This window comes from Mesorhizobium vachelliae (genome assembly GCF_033977325.1).
Lineage (GTDB): Bacteria > Pseudomonadota > Alphaproteobacteria > Rhizobiales > Rhizobiaceae > Mesorhizobium > Mesorhizobium vachelliae.
Window position 1 is genome coordinate 1 of the sequence record NZ_JAVIIR010000007.1, and the last position, 18235, is coordinate 18235.

At 64.1% G+C, this 18235-nt stretch carries 11 protein-coding genes and 1 pseudogene; 7 read left to right on the forward strand and 5 right to left on the reverse strand.

The genetic code is table 11. The features are described 5' to 3' along the window. Window positions 1-3967 precede the first annotated feature (3967 nt). Window positions 3968-5017, forward strand: a pseudogene (tig, locus tag RFM41_RS15925) (trigger factor); the annotation flags it as partial. A 93-nt stretch (window positions 5018-5110) separates the two neighbouring features. On the opposite strand, the gene RFM41_RS34135 reads toward tig, so the two are convergent. Next, window positions 5111-5182 carry a hypothetical protein gene (locus RFM41_RS34135; protein WP_347344040.1) on the reverse strand — a complete coding sequence of 24 codons (72 nt, stop codon included), beginning with the start codon at window positions 5180-5182 and terminating at the stop codon, window positions 5111-5113. 514 nt (window positions 5183-5696) lie between these two features. Next, the gene (locus RFM41_RS15930) at window positions 5697-5975 is read right to left on the reverse strand and encodes a hypothetical protein (RefSeq protein ID WP_320248564.1); all 279 of its coding nucleotides are present in this window, start codon (window positions 5973-5975) and stop codon (window positions 5697-5699) included. Window positions 5976-6031: 56 nt separating this feature from the next. Between RFM41_RS15930 and RFM41_RS15935 the strand changes: the two genes are divergently transcribed. From RFM41_RS15935 to RFM41_RS15950, 4 genes are all read left to right on the forward strand, one after another. After that, a complete protein-coding gene (locus RFM41_RS15935) occupies window positions 6032-6517 on the forward strand; it encodes an NUDIX domain-containing protein (RefSeq protein WP_320248562.1) in 486 nt (161 codons plus the stop codon). A gap of 745 nt (window positions 6518-7262) precedes the next feature. Then, complete coding sequence (locus RFM41_RS15940) at window positions 7263-7901, forward strand: hypothetical protein (RefSeq protein WP_320248560.1); 639 nt, start codon at window positions 7263-7265, stop codon at window positions 7899-7901. Between the two features lie 157 nt (window positions 7902-8058). Further along, window positions 8059-9135, forward strand: coding sequence for a pyridoxal phosphate-dependent aminotransferase (locus tag RFM41_RS15945; protein WP_320248559.1), 1077 nt, complete (start codon window positions 8059-8061; stop codon window positions 9133-9135). Window positions 9136-9157: 22 nt separating this feature from the next. Next, complete coding sequence (locus RFM41_RS15950; RefSeq protein WP_320248558.1) at window positions 9158-10075, forward strand: polysaccharide deacetylase family protein; 918 nt, start codon at window positions 9158-9160, stop codon at window positions 10073-10075. A gap of 52 nt (window positions 10076-10127) precedes the next feature. On the opposite strand, the gene RFM41_RS15955 is transcribed toward RFM41_RS15950, so the two are convergent. From RFM41_RS15955 to RFM41_RS15965, 3 genes are all read right to left on the reverse strand, one after another. Continuing rightward, window positions 10128-12545 (reverse strand): GcvT family protein, encoded by a 2418-nt coding sequence (locus RFM41_RS15955; RefSeq protein ID WP_320248557.1) that lies wholly within the window; start codon window positions 12543-12545, stop codon window positions 10128-10130. Between the two features lie 147 nt (window positions 12546-12692). Beyond that, window positions 12693-14348 carry an ABC transporter substrate-binding protein gene (locus tag RFM41_RS15960; protein ID WP_320248556.1) on the reverse strand — a complete coding sequence of 552 codons (1656 nt, stop codon included), beginning with the start codon at window positions 14346-14348 and terminating at the stop codon, window positions 12693-12695. Window positions 14349-14525: 177 nt separating this feature from the next. Next, complete coding sequence (locus tag RFM41_RS15965; protein WP_320248555.1) at window positions 14526-15419, reverse strand: LysR substrate-binding domain-containing protein; 894 nt, start codon at window positions 15417-15419, stop codon at window positions 14526-14528. A gap of 169 nt (window positions 15420-15588) precedes the next feature. Between RFM41_RS15965 and RFM41_RS15970 the strand changes: the two genes are divergently transcribed. Both RFM41_RS15970 and RFM41_RS15975 read left to right on the forward strand, forming a co-directional pair. Next, window positions 15589-16986 carry an MmgE/PrpD family protein gene (locus RFM41_RS15970; protein WP_320248554.1) on the forward strand — a complete coding sequence of 466 codons (1398 nt, stop codon included), beginning with the start codon at window positions 15589-15591 and terminating at the stop codon, window positions 16984-16986. A gap of 7 nt (window positions 16987-16993) precedes the next feature. Then, a complete protein-coding gene (locus RFM41_RS15975; RefSeq protein ID WP_320248553.1) occupies window positions 16994-18235 on the forward strand; it encodes an FAD-dependent oxidoreductase in 1242 nt (413 codons plus the stop codon).

Below are 18235 nucleotides of genomic sequence, written 5' to 3' on the forward strand. Positions count from 1 at the left end.
CGGCGGCCTGACCGGCGCGCTTGGCGGCCTCGGTGGCGGCAGCGGCGATGGCGGCCTCGGCGGTTCGCTCGGCGGCGTCGTCGGCGGCCTGACCGGCGCGCTCGGCGGTCTCGGCGGGGCGGTCGGTGGCATTGGTGGTGGAGCCGGCGGCCTCGGCGGCTCGCTCGGTGGCATCGTCGGTGGTGTGACCGGCGCGCTTGGCGGTCTCGGTGGCGGCAGCGGCGATGGCGGCCTCGGCGGCTCGCTCGGTGGCGTCGTCGGTGGTGTGACCGGCGCGCTCGGCGGTCTCGGTGGCGGCGACGGCGATGGCGGCCTCGGCGGCTCGCTCGGTGGCGTGGTCGGTGGTGTGACCGGCGCGCTTGGCGGTCTCGGTGGCGGCGATGGCGATGGCGGCCTCGGCGGTTCGCTCGGCGGCGTCGTCGGCGGCCTGACCGGCGCGCTCGGCGGTCTCGGTGGCGGCAGCGGTGATGGCGGCCTCGGCGGCTCGCTCGGTGGCGTCGTCGGTGGTGTGACCGGCGCGCTCGGCGGTCTCGGTGGCGGCAGCGGCGACGGCGGCCTCGGCGGCTCGCTCGGTGGCGTCGTCGGCGGCCTGACCGGCACGCTTGGCGGTCTCGGTGGCGGCAGCGGCGATGGCGGCCTCGGCGGTTCGCTCGGCGGCGTCGTCGGCGGCCTGACCGGCGCGCTTGGCGGTCTCGGTGGCGGCGATGGCGACGGCGGCCTCGGCGGAGCGCTCGGCGGCCTCGGTGGCGTGGTTGGCAGTCTGGCAGGTGCAGTAGGTGGCATAGTCGACGGCCTGACCGGCGCGATCGGTAGCATCGGCGGTGGAAACACCGGTGGTGGCAACACTGGTGGCGATAACAATGGCGGCGGTGGCGGCAACACCGGTGGCGGTAACACTGGCGGCGGTGGCAACACCGGTGGCGGTAACAATGGCGGTGGCGGCAACACCGGTGGCGGCAATACCGGTGGCGGTAACAATGCCGGCGGTGGCAACACTGGTGGCGGTAACAATGCCGGCGGTGGCAACACTGGTGGCGGCAATGCCGGCGGTGGCAACACCGGTGGCGGCAACACTGGTGGCGGCAACACCGGTGGCGGTAACACCGGTGGCGGTAACAATACCGGCGGTGGCAACACTGGTGGCGGCAATGCCGGCGGTGGCATAGCTATCACGGACGGTTCAGCCGTCGATGGTATCGACTGCAACGTAGCTGGCGATAGCTGCGGCGGCTCGCTTGACCGTTTGATTATCCCGGCGAACTGGATACCAGGATCTGGTGGGCTTTCCGCTAACACGGTCGCAGCTAATGCGGCAGACGATGTTCCTAACGGCACGACCGGTGGTAACGGTGCAGGCTTGAATGACCTGGCCGCCAATATGGTCGGCAACCCGGTCAATGGTGCTCCGAACGGCGCCGTCGGTAGCAGCAACGCTGGATCGGCTGGTTTGCCTGCCAACCTGGTCGGAAATCCGGCTGGCAGCGTTCCCAGCAGCATGGCCGGTGGCAACGGTTCAAACGGGCTGCTCCCTGACACGTCCGGTGGCGTTCCTGATGGGACGGCCGGCGTATCGGAAAGCCGTCTGAGTGGCCTGCTTGCCTATCTGAACGGCATGCAGGCTGGAGATGATCCCAACTGGGCTGCTAACACCGCGAATCCGACCGCTGGTGTTTCTAACGGGACGGCTGCTGGTAACGGCGCGAGCCCGAATAGCTTGCCCGCCAACCAGACTGGCAACTCGGTCGGTATTGCTCCCAACGGCGCTGTCGGTGGCGGCAATGTCGGATCAGGCAGTGCGCCCGCGAGCGTGGCCGGGAATCCGGCCGGCATCGCCTCCAGCGGCACGGCCGATGGCAACGGTTCGAACGGGCAGCCAGCCCGCACGGCCGGTAATGTCCCTAATGGGACGAACGGCAGCAGTGACGTCGGCGGAAACGGACTGTCCGCCGGCATGACGGGCAGCCCGGTCGACGGTGCTCAGAACCCCACCGTCGGTGGCGGCAACGCCGGATCAGGCAGTGCGCCCGCGAGCGTGGCCGGGAATCCGGTCGGCATCGCCCCCAGCGGCACGGCCGATGGCAACGGTTCGAACGGGCAGCCCGCCCGCACAGCCGGTAATGTCCCTAATGGGACGAACGGCAGCAGTGACGCCGGCGGAAACGGACTGTCCGCCGGCATGACGGGCAGCCCGGTCGACGGTGCTCAGAACCCCACCGTCGGTGGCGGCAACGCCGGATCAGGCAGTGCGCCCGCGAGCGTGGCCGGGAATCCGGCCGGCATCGCCCCCAGCGGCACGGCCGGTGGCAACGGTTCGAACGGGCAGCCCGCCCGCACGGCCGGTAATGCCCCTAATGGGACGAACGGCAGCAGTGACGTCGGCGGAAACGGACTGTCCGCCGGCATGATGGGCAGCCCGGTCGACGGTGCTCCGAACGGCGCCGTCGGTAGCAGCAACGCCGGATCGGCTGGTATGCCGGCCAATGTGGCCGGGAATCCGGCCGGCATCGCCCCCAACGGGACGGCAGGCGCACCGGAAACCGGCCTGAGTGGCCTGCTTGCCTATCTGAACGGCATGCAAGCTGGTGATGATCCCAACTGGGGTGTTAACACCGCCGTTAATCCGGCCGCCGGTGTCCCTAACGGGACAGCTGCTGGTAACGGCGCGAGTCCGAATAGCTTGCCCGCCAACCAGGCTGGCAACTCGGTCGGTGTTGCTCCCAACGGTGCTGTCAGTAGCGGCGGCGCCGGATCGGCTGGTACGCCTGCCCACGTGGCCGAGAATCCGGCTGACGGCGCGCTCGGCGGCACGGCCGATGGCATCGGTTCGAACGGACTGCCCGCTCGCACGGCCGGTAATGTCCCCAATGGGACAATCAATTACGGCAAAGCTGAATCCGGCACCGCGCCCGCCAACACGGTCGGCGAGGTTCCCAATGGCACGGCCGGTGGCAACGGTGCCGTTTCGGCGGCCCAGCCCGCCGAAACGGCTGGCAATTCGGTCGAAAGTGCCCCCGACGGGCGGGCTAGCGGCAGTAGCTTGAGCCGCTTCTTTTCCTACCTGACCGGCAATAGCGTTGATGATTCTCGCTACGGGGTCGACAGTGACAACGCACAGTCGCGCGATGCACTCGCCAAGAATGCTGCCGATCCGGCTGGTAAGGACCCCAATAGCACGACCGGCAGCAAAGGTGTCAGATCGAATAGCAACACTGCCGACGCGACCGGCAACCCGACTGGCGGTGCCGTCAGCAGGGCAACTGACAGCGGCAACGCCGGATCGGGTGGTGCACCTGTCAACATGGCCGGAAATCCTGGCAGCAACGTCCCCAGCGGCACGGCTGGCGGCACCGGTTCGAACGGGCTGCCGGCCGGCATGACGGGCAACCCGGTCGATGGCGCTCCGAACGGCGCCGTAGGTAGCGGCAACGCCGGATCCGCTGGCGCACCAGCCAACATGGCCGGAAATCCTGGCAGCAACGTCCCCGGCGGCAAGGATGGCGGCACCGGTTCGAACGGGCTGCCGGCCGGCATGACGGGCAACCCGGTCGATGGCGCTCCGAACGGCGCCGTAGGTAGCGGCAACGCCGGATCGGCTGGCGCACCTGTCAACATGGCCGGAAATCCTGGCAGCAACGCCCTCAATGGCACGGCTGGCGGCACCGGCTCGAACGGGCTGTCCGCTGGCACGTCCGGTAACCCGGTTGATGGTGCTGCCAACGGGACATCGGGTCTCGTCGGATCGAGCGGAGTTCTTACCTATCTACCCGCCACTCCCAACGGCAATGTTCCCGGCCGGGCCGCCGGCAATGCCGCCGGTTCGGATAGTGCGCTTACTGGCATGGTTTGCGTTCCTGCTGGCAACGCCAACATCGGCACAACCGGCAGCGGCTCGCTCGCCTACGCAGCCAGCAATGCACATGGCGGTTCCTCCAATAGCGTAGCTCCCAACAATGGTACCAACATGAGCCAGCTGAACGCAGAAGCCATTCCCTCGATCGAGATCAAGGACCTTGCCAAGATCAAGGTGATACGTCCGGTCTACGACGTGTCGGAATCGGAAATCAATGAGCGGGTCAAGCATGTCGCTGAAGCGGCCCGCTCCTATACGCCAAAGGAAGGCAAGGCGGCCGCGGGCGACCGCGTCACCATCGAATATGCCGGTAATATCAGCGAGGCCATTCCCGGCGGCGCTGGCGCCAACCAATCACTGGTGCTCGGCTCCAAGGATTCCATCCCCGGCTTCAATGACCAGTTGATCGGCGTTAAGGCGGGTGATGAGAAGCTGGTCACCTTGACTTTCCCGAAGAACTACCAAGTCGCGCATCTTGCCGGCAAGGAAGCGACCTTCGACGTCACGGTTAAAGAAGTGGCCAAGCCCGGCAAGCTGGTGCTCGACGACAAGACTGCAAAGAGCCTCGGCCTGGACTCAATGGCTCGCCTGCGGGAAGTCGTCCGCAGCCAGATTGAGAACCAGTTCGGTTCGATGACGCGCCAGAAGGAGAAGCGGCAACTGCTCGAGCAACTCGAGGCTTCCTACCAGTTCAAGGTGCCCTCGATCCTGGTAGGGGCTGAGTTCAACAATATCTGGGCGCAGGTCAATCGTGATCTCCAGATAGCAGGCCGCACCTTTGCTGACTTCGGTACAACCGAGGAGAAAGCGCGTGTCGAATATACTCGCTTGGGAGAGCAACGCATACGTCTTGGCTTGATCCTCGTCGAGATCGGAAAGAAGGCCAAAATTTCCGTTTCGGACGAGGAACTGCAGCGCGGCCTGCTCCTGCAGATAGGCCGTTTCCCGGCCAAGCAGCAACAGCGGGTGCTGAGTTTCTACCGGTCCAATCCGCAGGCGCTGAACACGCTCCGCGCGCAGCTGTTCGAGGACAAGGTCGTAGACTATCTTCTCGACCAGGTTTCCGTCACGGAGAAGAAAGTGAGCAAGGAAGAGCTGATGGCGATCGACACGGCGGCCGATGCTACCGCCAGGGTAAAGCCGGCTACAAAGGCGATCGTGAAAAAGAAAGCCAAGTAGCATAGCTTGTTCGACTGTTCGCGAAGGCCGCCTGCGGGCGGCCTTCGTCGTGTGCGATAGCCGCCCTTATAGGGGATACGGCTATGCCGCCTCGCGATCTGTGGCGCTATAGATCCCATAGCCAACCTTAACGAGGAGCCCCTCGTCGCACATGCGAGTCAAATAGTGGCGGGGAATTCCGATCTCAGTTATTCGTGCGCTCGTACTTCACCCTTTTCCCGGGCAAATGCGACAGCGCGCTCTCGGAGGGATGGCTTAGTGCATGTCTCCCGAAAGTGGGAACCGGTTTCGGGATAAAGACATGCGTAAAATCAAAACCTAAAGCGCATGGAGCGAATCTGAAAGATCGCGACGCGCTTTAGGCCGGCAGGCCAATCGGATGCGCTCCGCGCGCTCGCGGTCACGCTTGCGCATCTTGACGGAAGGCTCTGGCGTAGTTTCGAGGGAGATCGGCAGCTCGTAGTTCGCGGTTTCATCCGGCCCGGGGAGCCAACATTTCCAAGACAGAGTTTTCAGGAACGGTCGAAGGATCGGCTGATCTGTGGCATGCCCACACAACTCGACTTCGCCAGGCGTCGATCCGTGGCCACCGCTACCCTACGCCGCCCTCACGCGCACCCTGCTGCCGGCCGGGCCCCTCCCTCGCTAAGAGCAAGTCGTCTCGCGCTTACACCTGGTCGGCGCCCGTTCCTTTGGTGGTTTCAAAGAGCGACCCGCAGTCGATGACGTCATGAAATTCGGCGTCCAGGTCAAGCGCCAGCCAGGCACCAGAGCGAAGTTGCTTCAGCCTGACCATCTTTTCCAACCTTGACCGGCGCTCCTGGTCGCCTCTCGAGAAAGTCGAAGTGTTGGTCACCTCAAGGGGTTGCAATTTCCTACCTCGCGCTTCGCGTGCGCCCCCACTGATGATGTGGTAGTCACAGCTGGCCTGCTTGCCATCATTCATTCGGATGTTCGTCGCCCGGAGGACAAGTGTGATCATTTGGCCGGGAGATGCGTTGCATGGCTTTTGCGGACAGCTACGTCGGACAATTGCGCGCGCTGGTCGGAAATCGCTTGGTGTTGATGCCGGGCGCGCGCATCGTGATCGAGCGCGCCGATGGCCGAATTCTGTTACAGAAGCGAACCGATTTTGGCCTGTGGGCTGTGCCTGGTGGGAACGCCGAGGAAGGCGAGGACCTGGAGACGCTGATAGCAAGAGAGGTCGTTGAGGAAACTGGGTTGATCGTTACAGAGATTGAGCCCTTTGGGTTCGCCTGCAATCCGCAATATGAGACAGTCCAGTTTCAGAACGGCGATCGTTCACAGTATTTTTCGCTGATGTTCTACAGCCGATCCTTCGAAGGCGAGCCGGCGGTAACAGATGAAGAGAGCAGCGCTGTTGGCTGGTTCGCACCGGATGGCTTGCCAGACGTCCTGCCCAACACGGCGCGTAGCGTCAAAGCCTATCTGCGGTTCAAGGCCACAGGGATATTCCAGATGATCTGAGAGGTGGTCGTCATTTTACGGTTACCTACCCGCAACTTTCTGGATCGCTGACTCGTATCCTGAAGGTCGTTCCCCATCCCTTTACGGGAAGCGGCTGGCTCGCCGGGCGGGGCGGCTCGGCGAGCTCTCGTCGCGGCCGGCGGCTTTGCACTCACCACAATAGATGATCTTGAGCAAATCCAGTGCCGGCAGCGCTGATCCGGTCCGGACCGTTTTGGTCAGCGCCGCAGCGTCCGGGACCGCTTTCCGACTGGATGTCATGCGGTCCACGGACAAAGCCTGTGCCGGCGCAAAGCACGGGTAAGGACGTTAGGCCCACGGGAATCGGGCACTCAGTCCAAATTGCCGGTTTTCATCACGCCAAATAATTTCGTGCTGAGGGGAAAGGCAGAGGCACATGGCGGGGAAAAGGGCAATTGCGGTCAACGACTGGTCTTGCGCAATGAGTGAAGAGATTGGACGCGTGGTCTTGGCCATAAACTCGACCGAAGGCGATACGACCTACGTCCTTATGACAATCTTTCAAGCAGCGAAAATGGCGCAGGAACTGCGGTCGCCGAAGATGGTCCCCCGATACGACATGTAGCCAGGCCAGCCGCAAGGTTGCTAACGCATGATTGTTGAATTCGTAGGTCCGGCTGGGTCAGGCAAAACGACATTTGCGCATGCGCTCTATGAGCAATTGCGGGCTCACGGGCACCCTGCGAGGATTGTTCTCACTGACCGGCGAGCTGTGCACCGATCCATGCTGGATCCTGGCGGCATTGTCACGGCGATGGGTCGAGTCGCCCGCGCGGCTGCACGCCCGATTGCCATGGCCTGTCGCCCATCCGCAAATGCCGTCGACTTCAGAATTCGCGCAAACCTGCTTCACACGCTGCCTCCTAGAAACGTGATCTGGCGCATCAGGCTAAGTCAATACGTTCTCCGCCTTGCCCGCGCATGGCGCCAATCTGTCGCCAGCGAGGAAATTCTTATTTTCGACGAAGCCTTCGTTCAGGCGGTTTCGATGCTCGCCTGCTTCAATGGGACAGCAGATGAGACGTGCCTTGCTCACGCGCTAGACTTCATACCCGAGTCGGACGTGGTGGTTAGGATCGACGCCTGTGAGCAGCTTCTCATCGAGCGCCTTGATCGCAGACAGAAGAGCCATACCTTTGCCGAGCGTTTGTTCGAGACCGGCCTGGACATAAGACTTCGGTCGGCCGCTGTAGTGGCGCGCGTGTGCGGCTTGCTGACGGTGCGCGGGCGGTCGATCATTGACGTCGACGCCAACAGTCAACTTCCACTAACGCTGGCGATCGATGAAATCGAAGAGGAAATCCTGGCGAGATACAAACGCAGCGTGCACTGTGTCGCCAAGCCGCCAATGCCATTGCATTGAGGTCAATCGAAATCTTGGCATTCGCAGCGATGGCTTACCCGCATGGGCCAAATTCCCATAGCCATTGTGCCGGCGAATTTTGCTTTGCGGCTTGTTCGCCCTGCCTTAGCCTCGCTGCGAAAACCTGCCGACAAGCCGATAGCCGGACCCTTATGCCGTGCCCCTGAAAGCCACCGCCCATATCAAGGCCATGTCCGCTTTCGCGCTGGCGAATTTCGGCGGTTTTGACCGGCCTACGCTGGCCCAGAACGAGAGCGCTTTCCCGCCCAGCCCCAAGGCGATCGAGGCCGGCCGGGACGCCGTCGAGCGCAGCCACCTTTATCCGGACCCGGACTGGACCTTGCTGCGCAATGCGATCGCAAAAACCCTTGGGGTCGAGCGCGACCTTATCCTGTGCGGTGCGGGCTCGATGGAGCTGATCGCTTGCACCATTGCGGCCTTCGCCGGCCCCGGCGCGGACGTGCTCAGCACGGACTATGCCTATAATTTCGCCGCCTCGGCGGCCGCGCGCGTGGGGGCGACCTATGTCAAGGCCGCGGAGCACGGCTTTGAGGTCTCGATCGACGCGATCCTGGCGGCGCTCACGCCGGCGACGCGCATCGTCTTCGTCTGCAATCCGGGCAATCCGACCGGCACGCGCATCCATAACGCGGAGCTGCTGCGCCTGCGCGCCGCGCTTCCCGGCGACGTTCTCCTGATGATCGACCAGGCCTATGGCGAATTCGACGACCAGGATCCGCAAGCCGTCTTCGCGCTGGCCGGGCGCGGCGACACCATCGTCCTGCGCAGTCTGTCCAAGGCCTACGGGCTGGCCGGCGCGCGCATCGGCTGGGGGTTGTTCGCGCCCCCGATCGCCGCCGAAGTGCGCAAGATGCAGAATTCCAACCAGGTCTCGACCGTGAGCCTCGCCATGGCCGTCGCGGCCATCGAGGACCAGGCCTATACGCGCGCAACGGTGGCGCGCACGTCAGACATTCGCGACCGCTTCGCGCAAGGCTTGAGGGCCGCCGGATACGAGGTTGCCGAGAGCCGGACGAATTTCGTTCTGGTGCGTTTTGCCGACGCGGCGGCAGCGGCCGCCGCCGACAACGCTTTGCGCGGCGCCGACATCATCGTGCGCGGCCTCTCCGGCTACGGCCTCACCGACTGCTTGCGCATCACGGTCGGGCCGCAGGGCGTCATGGACCGCGCGCTGCGCGTTCTGGCCGCCATGCGCGGCCGGCAATCCTGGTAAGAGCTTCATCCAAGGGGATTTCATGACGTCAGACGCGCCCTATCTGCCTGCCCGCGATTTCATCGGCTACGGTGAGAAGCCTCCGCGGGCTGAGTGGCCCGGCGGTGCGAAACTGGCGCTCAACATCGTCGTCAACTACGAGGAAGGTGCTGAATACTCGATCGGCGAAGGCGACGGCGTCTCCGAAGCGATCCTGTCCGACCTTGCCGTGTCGCCCGCCGTGCCCGGTTTGCGCAACCGGAACATGGAATCGCTTTACGAATACGGTTCGCGCGTCGGTGTCTGGCGGCTGCTGTCGCTCTTCAAGGACAAGGGCGTCATCCCGACCTTCTACATCGTCGGACGCGCGCTGGAGCTTAATCCAGCCGCCGGCAAGGCGATCGCAGCAATTGGCAGCGACGTCGTCTGCCACGGCTGGCGCTGGATCGACTATGCGCCACTCAGCGAAGAGGAAGAGCGCCAGCATATCGCCATGACCGTGGACACGGTCCGCAAGATCACCGGCATCGATCCCGCAGGCTGGTATACCGGCCGGCCGAGCCTCAACACGCGCAGGCTGGTAGTCGAACATGGCGGCTTCCTGTTCGACTGCGACGACTACAATGACGACCTGCCCTATTTCGTCGAAGTCGGCGCTAGGCGGCACCTTGTCGTGCCGCACAGCTTCGACAACAACGACAGCCGTTTTTCGCGTGGTTCAGGCCTGGAGACGGGCAGCCAGTTCCTCGAATATGTCAGCGACGGCGTCGACTGGCTGCTGAAGGAAGGCCAGAAGACCCCGCGCATGATGACGGTGTCGCTGCATTGCCGGCTGGCGGCGCGTCCCGGCCGCATGATTGGGCTCGAGCGCTTCCTCGACAAGGTCACGTCCAATCCCGACATCTGGGTCTGCCGACGTTCAGACCTTGCACGTCACTGGCTGGACCGGTTCGGCGGCTGACGCGTTGGCGGCACGATCGCCGCCGAACAATTCTCAACCAAAATAGCGGCCACTACGACCGCAGCCGCTTGCCTTCCGGATCGAACGGCGGGTGCGGGAGCAGCACGGCGTCGTGCGGCCGGCCCAGTATGGCGACGGTCACCTTGTCGCCAGCCTTGGCGGTTCCGGCCTTGACGTAGCCCATCGCCAGCGACTGATCGACGAAATAGCCATAGGCGCCTGACGACACCTGGCCGATCGGCGTGCCGTCCGGCAGGAAGATCGGCTCGCCGCCGGTGGCGTCTGCATCCTTGGCCGAGACGGAAAGCATGATCAGCTCGTCCCGCGCCGGCTTGTCGGCAACGGCGAGATAGGCGTCGCGGTTGAGGAATTCCTTGTCCGTCTTGATCAGCCGGTCGAGCTTGACCTCCTGCGGCCAGTATTCGGGCGAGTACTCGCGGCTCCAGCTGCCATAGCCCTTTTCGACGCGCAGCGACATCAGCGCCCGCGAGCCGACCGGTCCGGCGCCGACTTCCGCGCCTGCCTTGAGCAGCGCGCGGTAGAGCTCGACCTGGTCGGCAGCCTGGCAGTGCAGTTCCCAGCCGAGGTCGCCGGTGAAGGAGACTCTCAGCGCCACGACATCGACGCCGGCGACGGTGATCTGACGCGAGCGCATGAACGGGAAAGCCTCGTTCGACAGATCGTCATTGGTGAGCCGCTGCAGGAGCTCGCGCGATTTCGGCCCGGCGACGTTGAAGCCGCCAAGCTCCTCGGTGCGCGAGCGGAAGGTCGTGCCTGCCGGCAGCGGCACGGATTTGAAGAAGCGCTGATGAAAACGCTCGGCCATGCCCGAGCCGATCACCATGAACTCGTCTTCCGCCAGCCTGGTCACGGTGAAGTCGCCGGCAATGCCGCCGCGCTTGCCGATCAGCGGCGTGAGACAAGAATTGCCGACCTTGGTCGGCATGCGGTTGGCGAAGAGAGCGTTCAGCCAGGCTTCCGCGTCCGGCCCCTTCACCTGGTATTTGGCGAAGTTGGAGATGTCGATGATGCCGGCATTTTCGCGCAGCATGCGGGCTTCGCGGCCGACCGGCCCCCACCAGTTCTGGCGCGTGAAGCCGACCGTCTCCTCGCGCGGTTCGCCTTCCGCGGCGAACCATAGCGGGTGCTCCCAGCCGAAATTGAGACCGAACACGGCGCCCATTTCGTTCTGCATTTGATAGACCGGCCGAGTCCGCACCGGTCGGCCGGCGGCGCGCTCCTCATTCGGGAAATGGATCTTGAAACGGTGGCTGTACTGGTCCTGCACGCGGGCCTTGGTGAAGGCCTTGCCGGCCCAATGGCCGAAGCGCGCCATGTCCCAGCCGAACATATCGAGCGTGGGCTCGCCTTCGATCATCCATTCGGCCGCGAGCTTGCCCATGCCGCCCGACTGCGAGAAGCCTGGAATGATGCCGTTGCAGCAGAAATAATTGCTGAGCTCCGGCGCCGGTCCGAACAGCACGGCGCTGTCCGGCGACCAAATCATCGGGCCGTTGATCACCTTCTTGACGCCGGCGGCGGCGACCGCCGGAACGCGCTGGATGGCGCGCATCATGTTTTCCTCGATGCGGTCGAGATCGTCGGGAAACAGCTCATGGCCGAAATCCATCGGCGTCCCGTCCTCGGCCCAGAACTTCATGTTGCGCTCATAGGCACCGATCAGCAGCCCAAGACCTTCCTGGCGAAGATAATATTCGCCGTCGCGGTCGGCGACCGACGGCAGGCGTCGGCCCATCGAGGCGATTTCGGGAATGGTCTCCGTGACGAAATACTGGTGCTCGGTCGGGATCAGCGGCAGTTGCAGCCCCGCCATCGCGGCGACCTCCCTGCCCCACAGGCCGGCGGTGTTGACCACCCATTGCGTGCGGATGTCGCCCTTCGGCGTGCGCACGATCCAGCTGCCGTCGGCCTGCGCCTCCGTCGCCGTGACCGGGGTGAAGCGGTGGATCTCGGCGCCGCGTTGCCGCGCGCCCGCGGCATAGGCCGCCGTCACGCCCGACGGATCGACATTGCCACCCTCCGGCTCATACATGATGCAGCGTATGCCGTCGAAATCGACCAGCGGATGCAGCCGCTCCGCCTCGTCGCGGCCGACCTCGTAGAAATTCATCTTGTAGCGCCGCGCCTTGGCCTCCTGCAGCCGCAGCTGGTGCTCGCGCGCTTCCGTCTGGGCGAGATAAAGCGAGCCCGGCTGGAAGATGCCGCAGCCCTGGCCGGTCTCGGCCTCCAACTCCTTGTAGAGCGCCATCGTGTAATGCTGCAGCCGGCTGATGTTGGTGGAATCATGCAGGCCGTGGATGTTGGCCGCCGCGTGCCATGTCGAGCCCGAGGTCAGCTCGCTGCGCTCCAGAAGGACGACGTCCGTCCAGCCGAACTTGGCGAGATGATAGAGGATCGAGCAGCCGATCAGACCGCCGCCAATGACAACGGCTTGTGCATGAGTACGCATATCGAGGTTTCTTCCCTTTGTTCGGCGGCTTGTCCGCGCTCTCTGGCAGCGCTTTGGGATTTCATTTAGCTGACTGATCGATCCCAGTCGCCGGTGAATTCAGGGGCGCAATATTGCGCCCCTGAATATTGCTTCGATCCGTCCGGTCTAGGCCTTGTCCAGCCAGACCTTGTCCAGCTGCAGCTCGAATGTCTGGTGCATGCCGAGATTCTTCACATAAGTGGCGTGGTGGCGGTAAAGCGAGCGCCAGAACGCCTGAACGAGAATGCCGGAGTCCTGCAGGGTGAACTCGACGTCCTTCATCAGTTCCTTGCGCTTCTCGGGGTCGGCAATGGCCATCGCCGCGTTGAGTTTCTTGTCGAAATCCGGATTGGCGTAGCCGGACTCGTTCCATGCTTCGCCGCTGCGATAGGCGATCGCCAGCACCTGGACGCCCAGTGGCCGCATGCCCCAGTCGGTGGTCGACCACGGATATTTCGTCCAGTCGTTCCAGAACGACGAGCCCGGGATGATGGTGCGCTTGACCTTGAATCCGGCATCGCGCATCTGCGCGGCGACGACGTCGGCCGGGTCCTTCACATAGTCGGCGTCGTAGGAGATGAGCTCGAACTCGTGGTCGCTCTGGCCGGCCTCGGCCATCAGTGCTTTTGCCTTGGCCAGGTCGCGCGGAACCTTCGGCAGCTCGTAATATTCCGGATGGATCGGGCAGACATGATGGTTTTCGGCGACCTGGCCGAGGCCGCTATAGCCGAGCTTCAGCACGGTCTCATTGTCGACCGCGAGTTGGATGGCGTTGCGCACGCGCTTGTCGTCATAGGGCTTGTTGGTCACGTTGGTGCGCAGCACGATCGTGCCGGCGGTGACCACCTGCTCCTTGACCAGGCCCATGCTGTCATAGAGATCGACCGTGCCGCCAACCGTCTGATAGTTGCAGTCGATCTCGCCGGCCTCGAAAGCGCTGCCGATGGCGGGGTTGGATGCGTCCGAGCCGTAGTCGACCCAGTCGACGCCGTCGAGATAGGGCTCGCCGCCGAACCAGGTGAAATCCTTGCGTCGCCGCACCGAGGCCGACTCCCCGACCTTGTAGGAGATCAGCTCATACGGGCCGGTGCCGGGCGTCTTCAGCATATTGGCGCCGTTCTTGTCGAAGTCGCGATGGACGATGACCGCCGGGTAGTCGGAAAAGCCCGGGATGATGGTGACGTCGGACTGGTTGCACTTCAGCTTCACCGTATGGTCGTCGACCTTGGTGACCGCGCCTTTGGCTGCCTTTTTCGTGGCGGCGTCGATCAGCGAGCCCATGCGCCCGGCCATCGAATTGCCCTCGGCCGCCTTATCGCACCAGCGCTCGATGTTGTAGACGATGTCGTCGGCGTTGAAGTCGTCGCCGTTCGACCATTTCACGCCCTTGCGCAGATGCAGCGTGTATTCGGTGGCGTCGTCGCTCACCTCCCAGCTCTCGACCAGATGGCCCTCGAAGGTGAAGTCGGTGGTGTAGCGGATCATGTAGTCGTTGCACTGGCGCATGACATTGGCGATTTCCGACCAGTCCCAGGCGCGCGGATCCTTCATGTCCTTGATGATCATCTGCATCTTCAGGATGCCGCCCTTCTTGCCCGGCACGGGCGCGGCGGCCTTGGCCGGCTCCATCCCTGCCATCGAATAGGCGAGCGCTGTCGAAGCGCCCATCACGCTCGCCATGGCCAGGAATTCGCGGCGGTCCATCCGGCCGCTTTTGACTTCGGCCGCGTAGCTATCGATGACCGCCGGGACGCGGTCACCGTTGCTCTTGAACATTGTCATCGTTGTTCTCCGGTTCAGGGCTTTCCGCCCGTTACATTCCCCTTGCGGTTGCGCATGTTAGGGGCGATGCAAAAATCCCGGAAGGGCTCAACCCTTCACAAACCGCAGAAAACCGGCCTTAAAGGCCTAAAAAAACAATGCCATTGTCCTGTCAAATTTTTGAGGCTGAAACGAGCACTATGGCCGCGCGGCATCTTCCCTGGCCCTGGACAATATCCATTCCCTGACCGTGCGGGCGATGTTTCCCTTCGAAAGCTGGCTCTCGGTGAGATAGTAATTCCAGGGGCTTGGCGGCCGGACGGGAAACGGCTCGACGAGCAGCCCGCGATGCAAATAGGCATGGGACAGGGAGCGCTGCGTGGCGACCAGACCAGCCCCCATCGCGGCGAGCTCGAGCGCGATGTTGGAGGCGTTGGTCGACAGGCCTTTGTCGTGATCCTCCATGTCTACGCCAAGCGCCTCGGTCACCACCTGCCAGTATTCCTGGCGACCGTGCACGAAGATCCAGTCCACCTTGAGCATGTCCTGCGGCGTCCTCAGCGCATGCTCGCCCTCGAGCATGCCGGGAGCGCAGAGCAGCACCAGCTCGTCATTCCACAGCGGGATCGCCGAAGGCGGCCTGTCGTCGAAGCGCCGCGTAGAGATGGTGATGTCGGCGATCTGCTCGCTCAAGTCCTCCCAGATCGTGCCGTGCAGCACGATCTCGATCTCGGGGTGCTTCTTGCGGAAGGCAGCCATGCAGCCCGCCAGCCAGTTCTCCGCAAGGCTCATCGGACAGGACACGACCACCGTCCGGTTCCGCGAGGAAGCGACGATCGCCTCGGTCGCCTGGTCGATCTGGTCGAGCGCCTGGCGCAAGGTTGGCAGGAACGCCTCCCCCATCTCGGTCAGCTTCAGGCTGCGCGGATAGCGGATGAACAGCTGCCGGCCGATATAGTGCTCGAGCGCACGCACATGCGTGCTGACGGCGGCTTGCGTGTAGCCCAGTTCCTTGGCCGCTGTCGTGAAGCTTAAATGGCGGGCCGAGCTCTCGAACGAGCGGATATAGTTCAAGGGGGGCGGCGGCTTCATCCCGGTCTCCTGCTGCGCTTTCCTACAGCTATCGCATGGGCAATCGTCCATTCAATCGCAGACATGCGACATGGCATCAATATTTTTGGCCAAAGCCGCCAAACTAATCGCGTGCCTGCGCGATGAACCCAATTTATTGATGTTGTGAAGAGACAGGGGAGAGAAACGCGTGGCTGTGCCGTCCTACCGGCGTGAGGGGCCTGTCGTCAGTTCCGATACGTTCACGCGCCTCGCCGATTTCGCGCTGCGGCGCCCCGCTTCCGTCTTCCCCCAGCCGGTGCTGGAACAAGCGCGCTACCTCTTGCTCGACACGCTCGGCATCGCCATCGCCGCCGGGCCGATGGAAGCGGGCCGCATAGCGCGCGATGCCGCCGTCCTGCTCTATGGTTCCAACGATCCGCAATATTCGGCCCGCATGCTGTTCGACGGGCGCCGCGCCAGCATCGCCGGCGCGGCCTATGCCGTCGCTACCCAGACCGACAATCTCGACGGCCATGACGGCTACAGCCCTACAAAAGGCCATATCGGCGTCGCGGTCGTGCCAGCGCTTGCCGCGCTGGCGGAAGCGCGTCCTGACCTTAGCGGGCCGGAGGCGCTGGCGTCCCTGGTGGTCGGCTATGAAGTCGCCGGCCGGGCCGGCATCGCCCTGCACGCGACGGTGAGCGACTATCATACGTCGGGCGCCTGGAACGCCCTCGGCGTGGCGGCGGTGGCCGCGCGCCTGCGGCGGCTCGACGAAACGCAATTGCGCGAGGCGCTCGGCATTGCCGAGTATCACGGCCCGCGCAGCCAGATGATGCGCGAGATCGCCACGCCGACGATGCTGCATGACGGCTCCGGCCTCGGCGCTCTCGTAGGTTTGTCAGCGGCGGTGCTCGCCGAGCGTGGTTTCACCGGCGCGCCGGCGATCACCGTCGAGGCGCCGGACGTGGCTGCGCACTGGCAGGATCTCGGCGTCTTCTGGCAGTCCCTGCATCAATATGTGAAGCCCTACCCGATCTGCCGCTGGGCGCATGCGGCGATCGACGCCGTGCGCCAACTCTGCCTAGCGCGCAATCTCGGCCCGTCCGACATCGCGAACATCCAGGTCAACAGCTTCCATTATGCGGCCACGCTGTTCGGCGGCATGCCGGACACGACCTCGAAGGCGCAGTACAGCCTGCGCTTCGCCGTCGCGACCTTCATCCTTCACGGGCGTATCGGACTGGAGCATATCTCCGGCGCTGGCCTCGCAGACGCCGCGGTCGCCGACATGCTCAACCGCATCACGGTGACCGAAACCGAGCGCCACAGCGCCCGCTTCCCGGCCGGCCGCTGGGCCGATGTGGTCATCACGACGACCGACGGACGCGTGTTGGCATCGGGCGACGTGCATGCCCGCGGCGGCCCGGAAGCGCCGATGTCACAGCAGGATGTCGAGGCCAAATACATGGAGTTCGCCGCGCCCGTGCTCGGTTCCGATCGCGCGGCGGCGATCCGCGACGCGGTGCTCTCGCTCGACGATCGCGACAGCCGCTTCTCCGATTTCTCGACGCTGCTCTACGATCCTCCCAAGGCGTCGAGCTGAGCACACAATGCCCCTCAGGCTTCTGAAATACGGTCTCAGCAGGGACTATCCGGTCAGCGTCGACATTCCCGCCACGCCTGAGCTGAAACCGTCTTACGACGTCGTCATCATCGGCGGCGGCGGGCATGGACTCTCCTGCGCGCATCATCTTGCCAAATACCACGGCATAAAGAGCGTGGCGGTGCTGGAGAAAGGCTACCTCGCCGGCGGCAACACGGCGCGCAACACCACCACCATCCGCTCCAACTACATCACGCCGGAAGGCATCGCCTTCTACAAGGAAGGCGTCGAGCTGTTCGAGCGCCTGTCGCAGGAGCTCGATTTCAACGTCATGTTCTCGCAGCGCGGCCAGCTCACGCTGGCGCACACCGAGGCGACGATGCGCAGCTTCCACATGCGCGCCGAAATGGGCAAGCACATGGGCACGCGCACCGAGGTCGTCGACCAGAAGGGCGTCGAGGAGCTTTGCCCTCTCCTCAACATGGACTATGGCGGCCCGCTCGAAATCCTCGGCGGGCTTTGGCACGCCGACGGCGGAACGGCGCGCCACGATGCCGTCGCCTGGGGCTATGCCGCCCAGGCTTCGCGGCGCGGCGTCGAGATCCACCAGCGCACCGAGGTGCAGGGCTTCGAGGTGGTCGGCGACCGGGTCCAGGCGGTCAAGACGAACCGGGGCCGCGTCGCCTGCGGCCAGGTGCTGATCGCCACCGGCGGCATGAACTACGACGTGGCGCTGATGGCCGGCGTCGAGCTCCCGATCCGCTGCTATCCGCTGCAGGCGATGGTGACCCAGCCCTTGAAACCCTGGCTCGACACGCTGGTCTCGTCGGTGTCGCTGCACACCTATCTCGTGCAGTCCTCGCGCGGCGAGGTCGTCATCGGCGGCGGCTCCGATCCCTATCAGCTCTATTCGACGCGTTCGACGCTCGACATGAAGGAGCACCTTGCCGAAGGCGCTGTCCACCTGTTCCCCTTCCTGCAGGGCGTGCGCCTGCTGAGGCAATGGGCCGGCATCACCGACATGACGCCGGACTACAGCCCGATCATGGGCGCAAGCCCGCTCGCCAACCTCTGGCTCGATTGCGGCTGGGGCACCTGGGGCTTCAAGGCGACGCCCGTCGCGGGCAAGCGCATGGCGCAGACAATAGCCGACGGCCGCGTGCCCGATATCCTGAAACCCTTTGCATTGGAGCGGTTCGAGACCTTCCGGCTGCTCAATGAAATGGGCGCGACCGCCGCGAGCCATTAG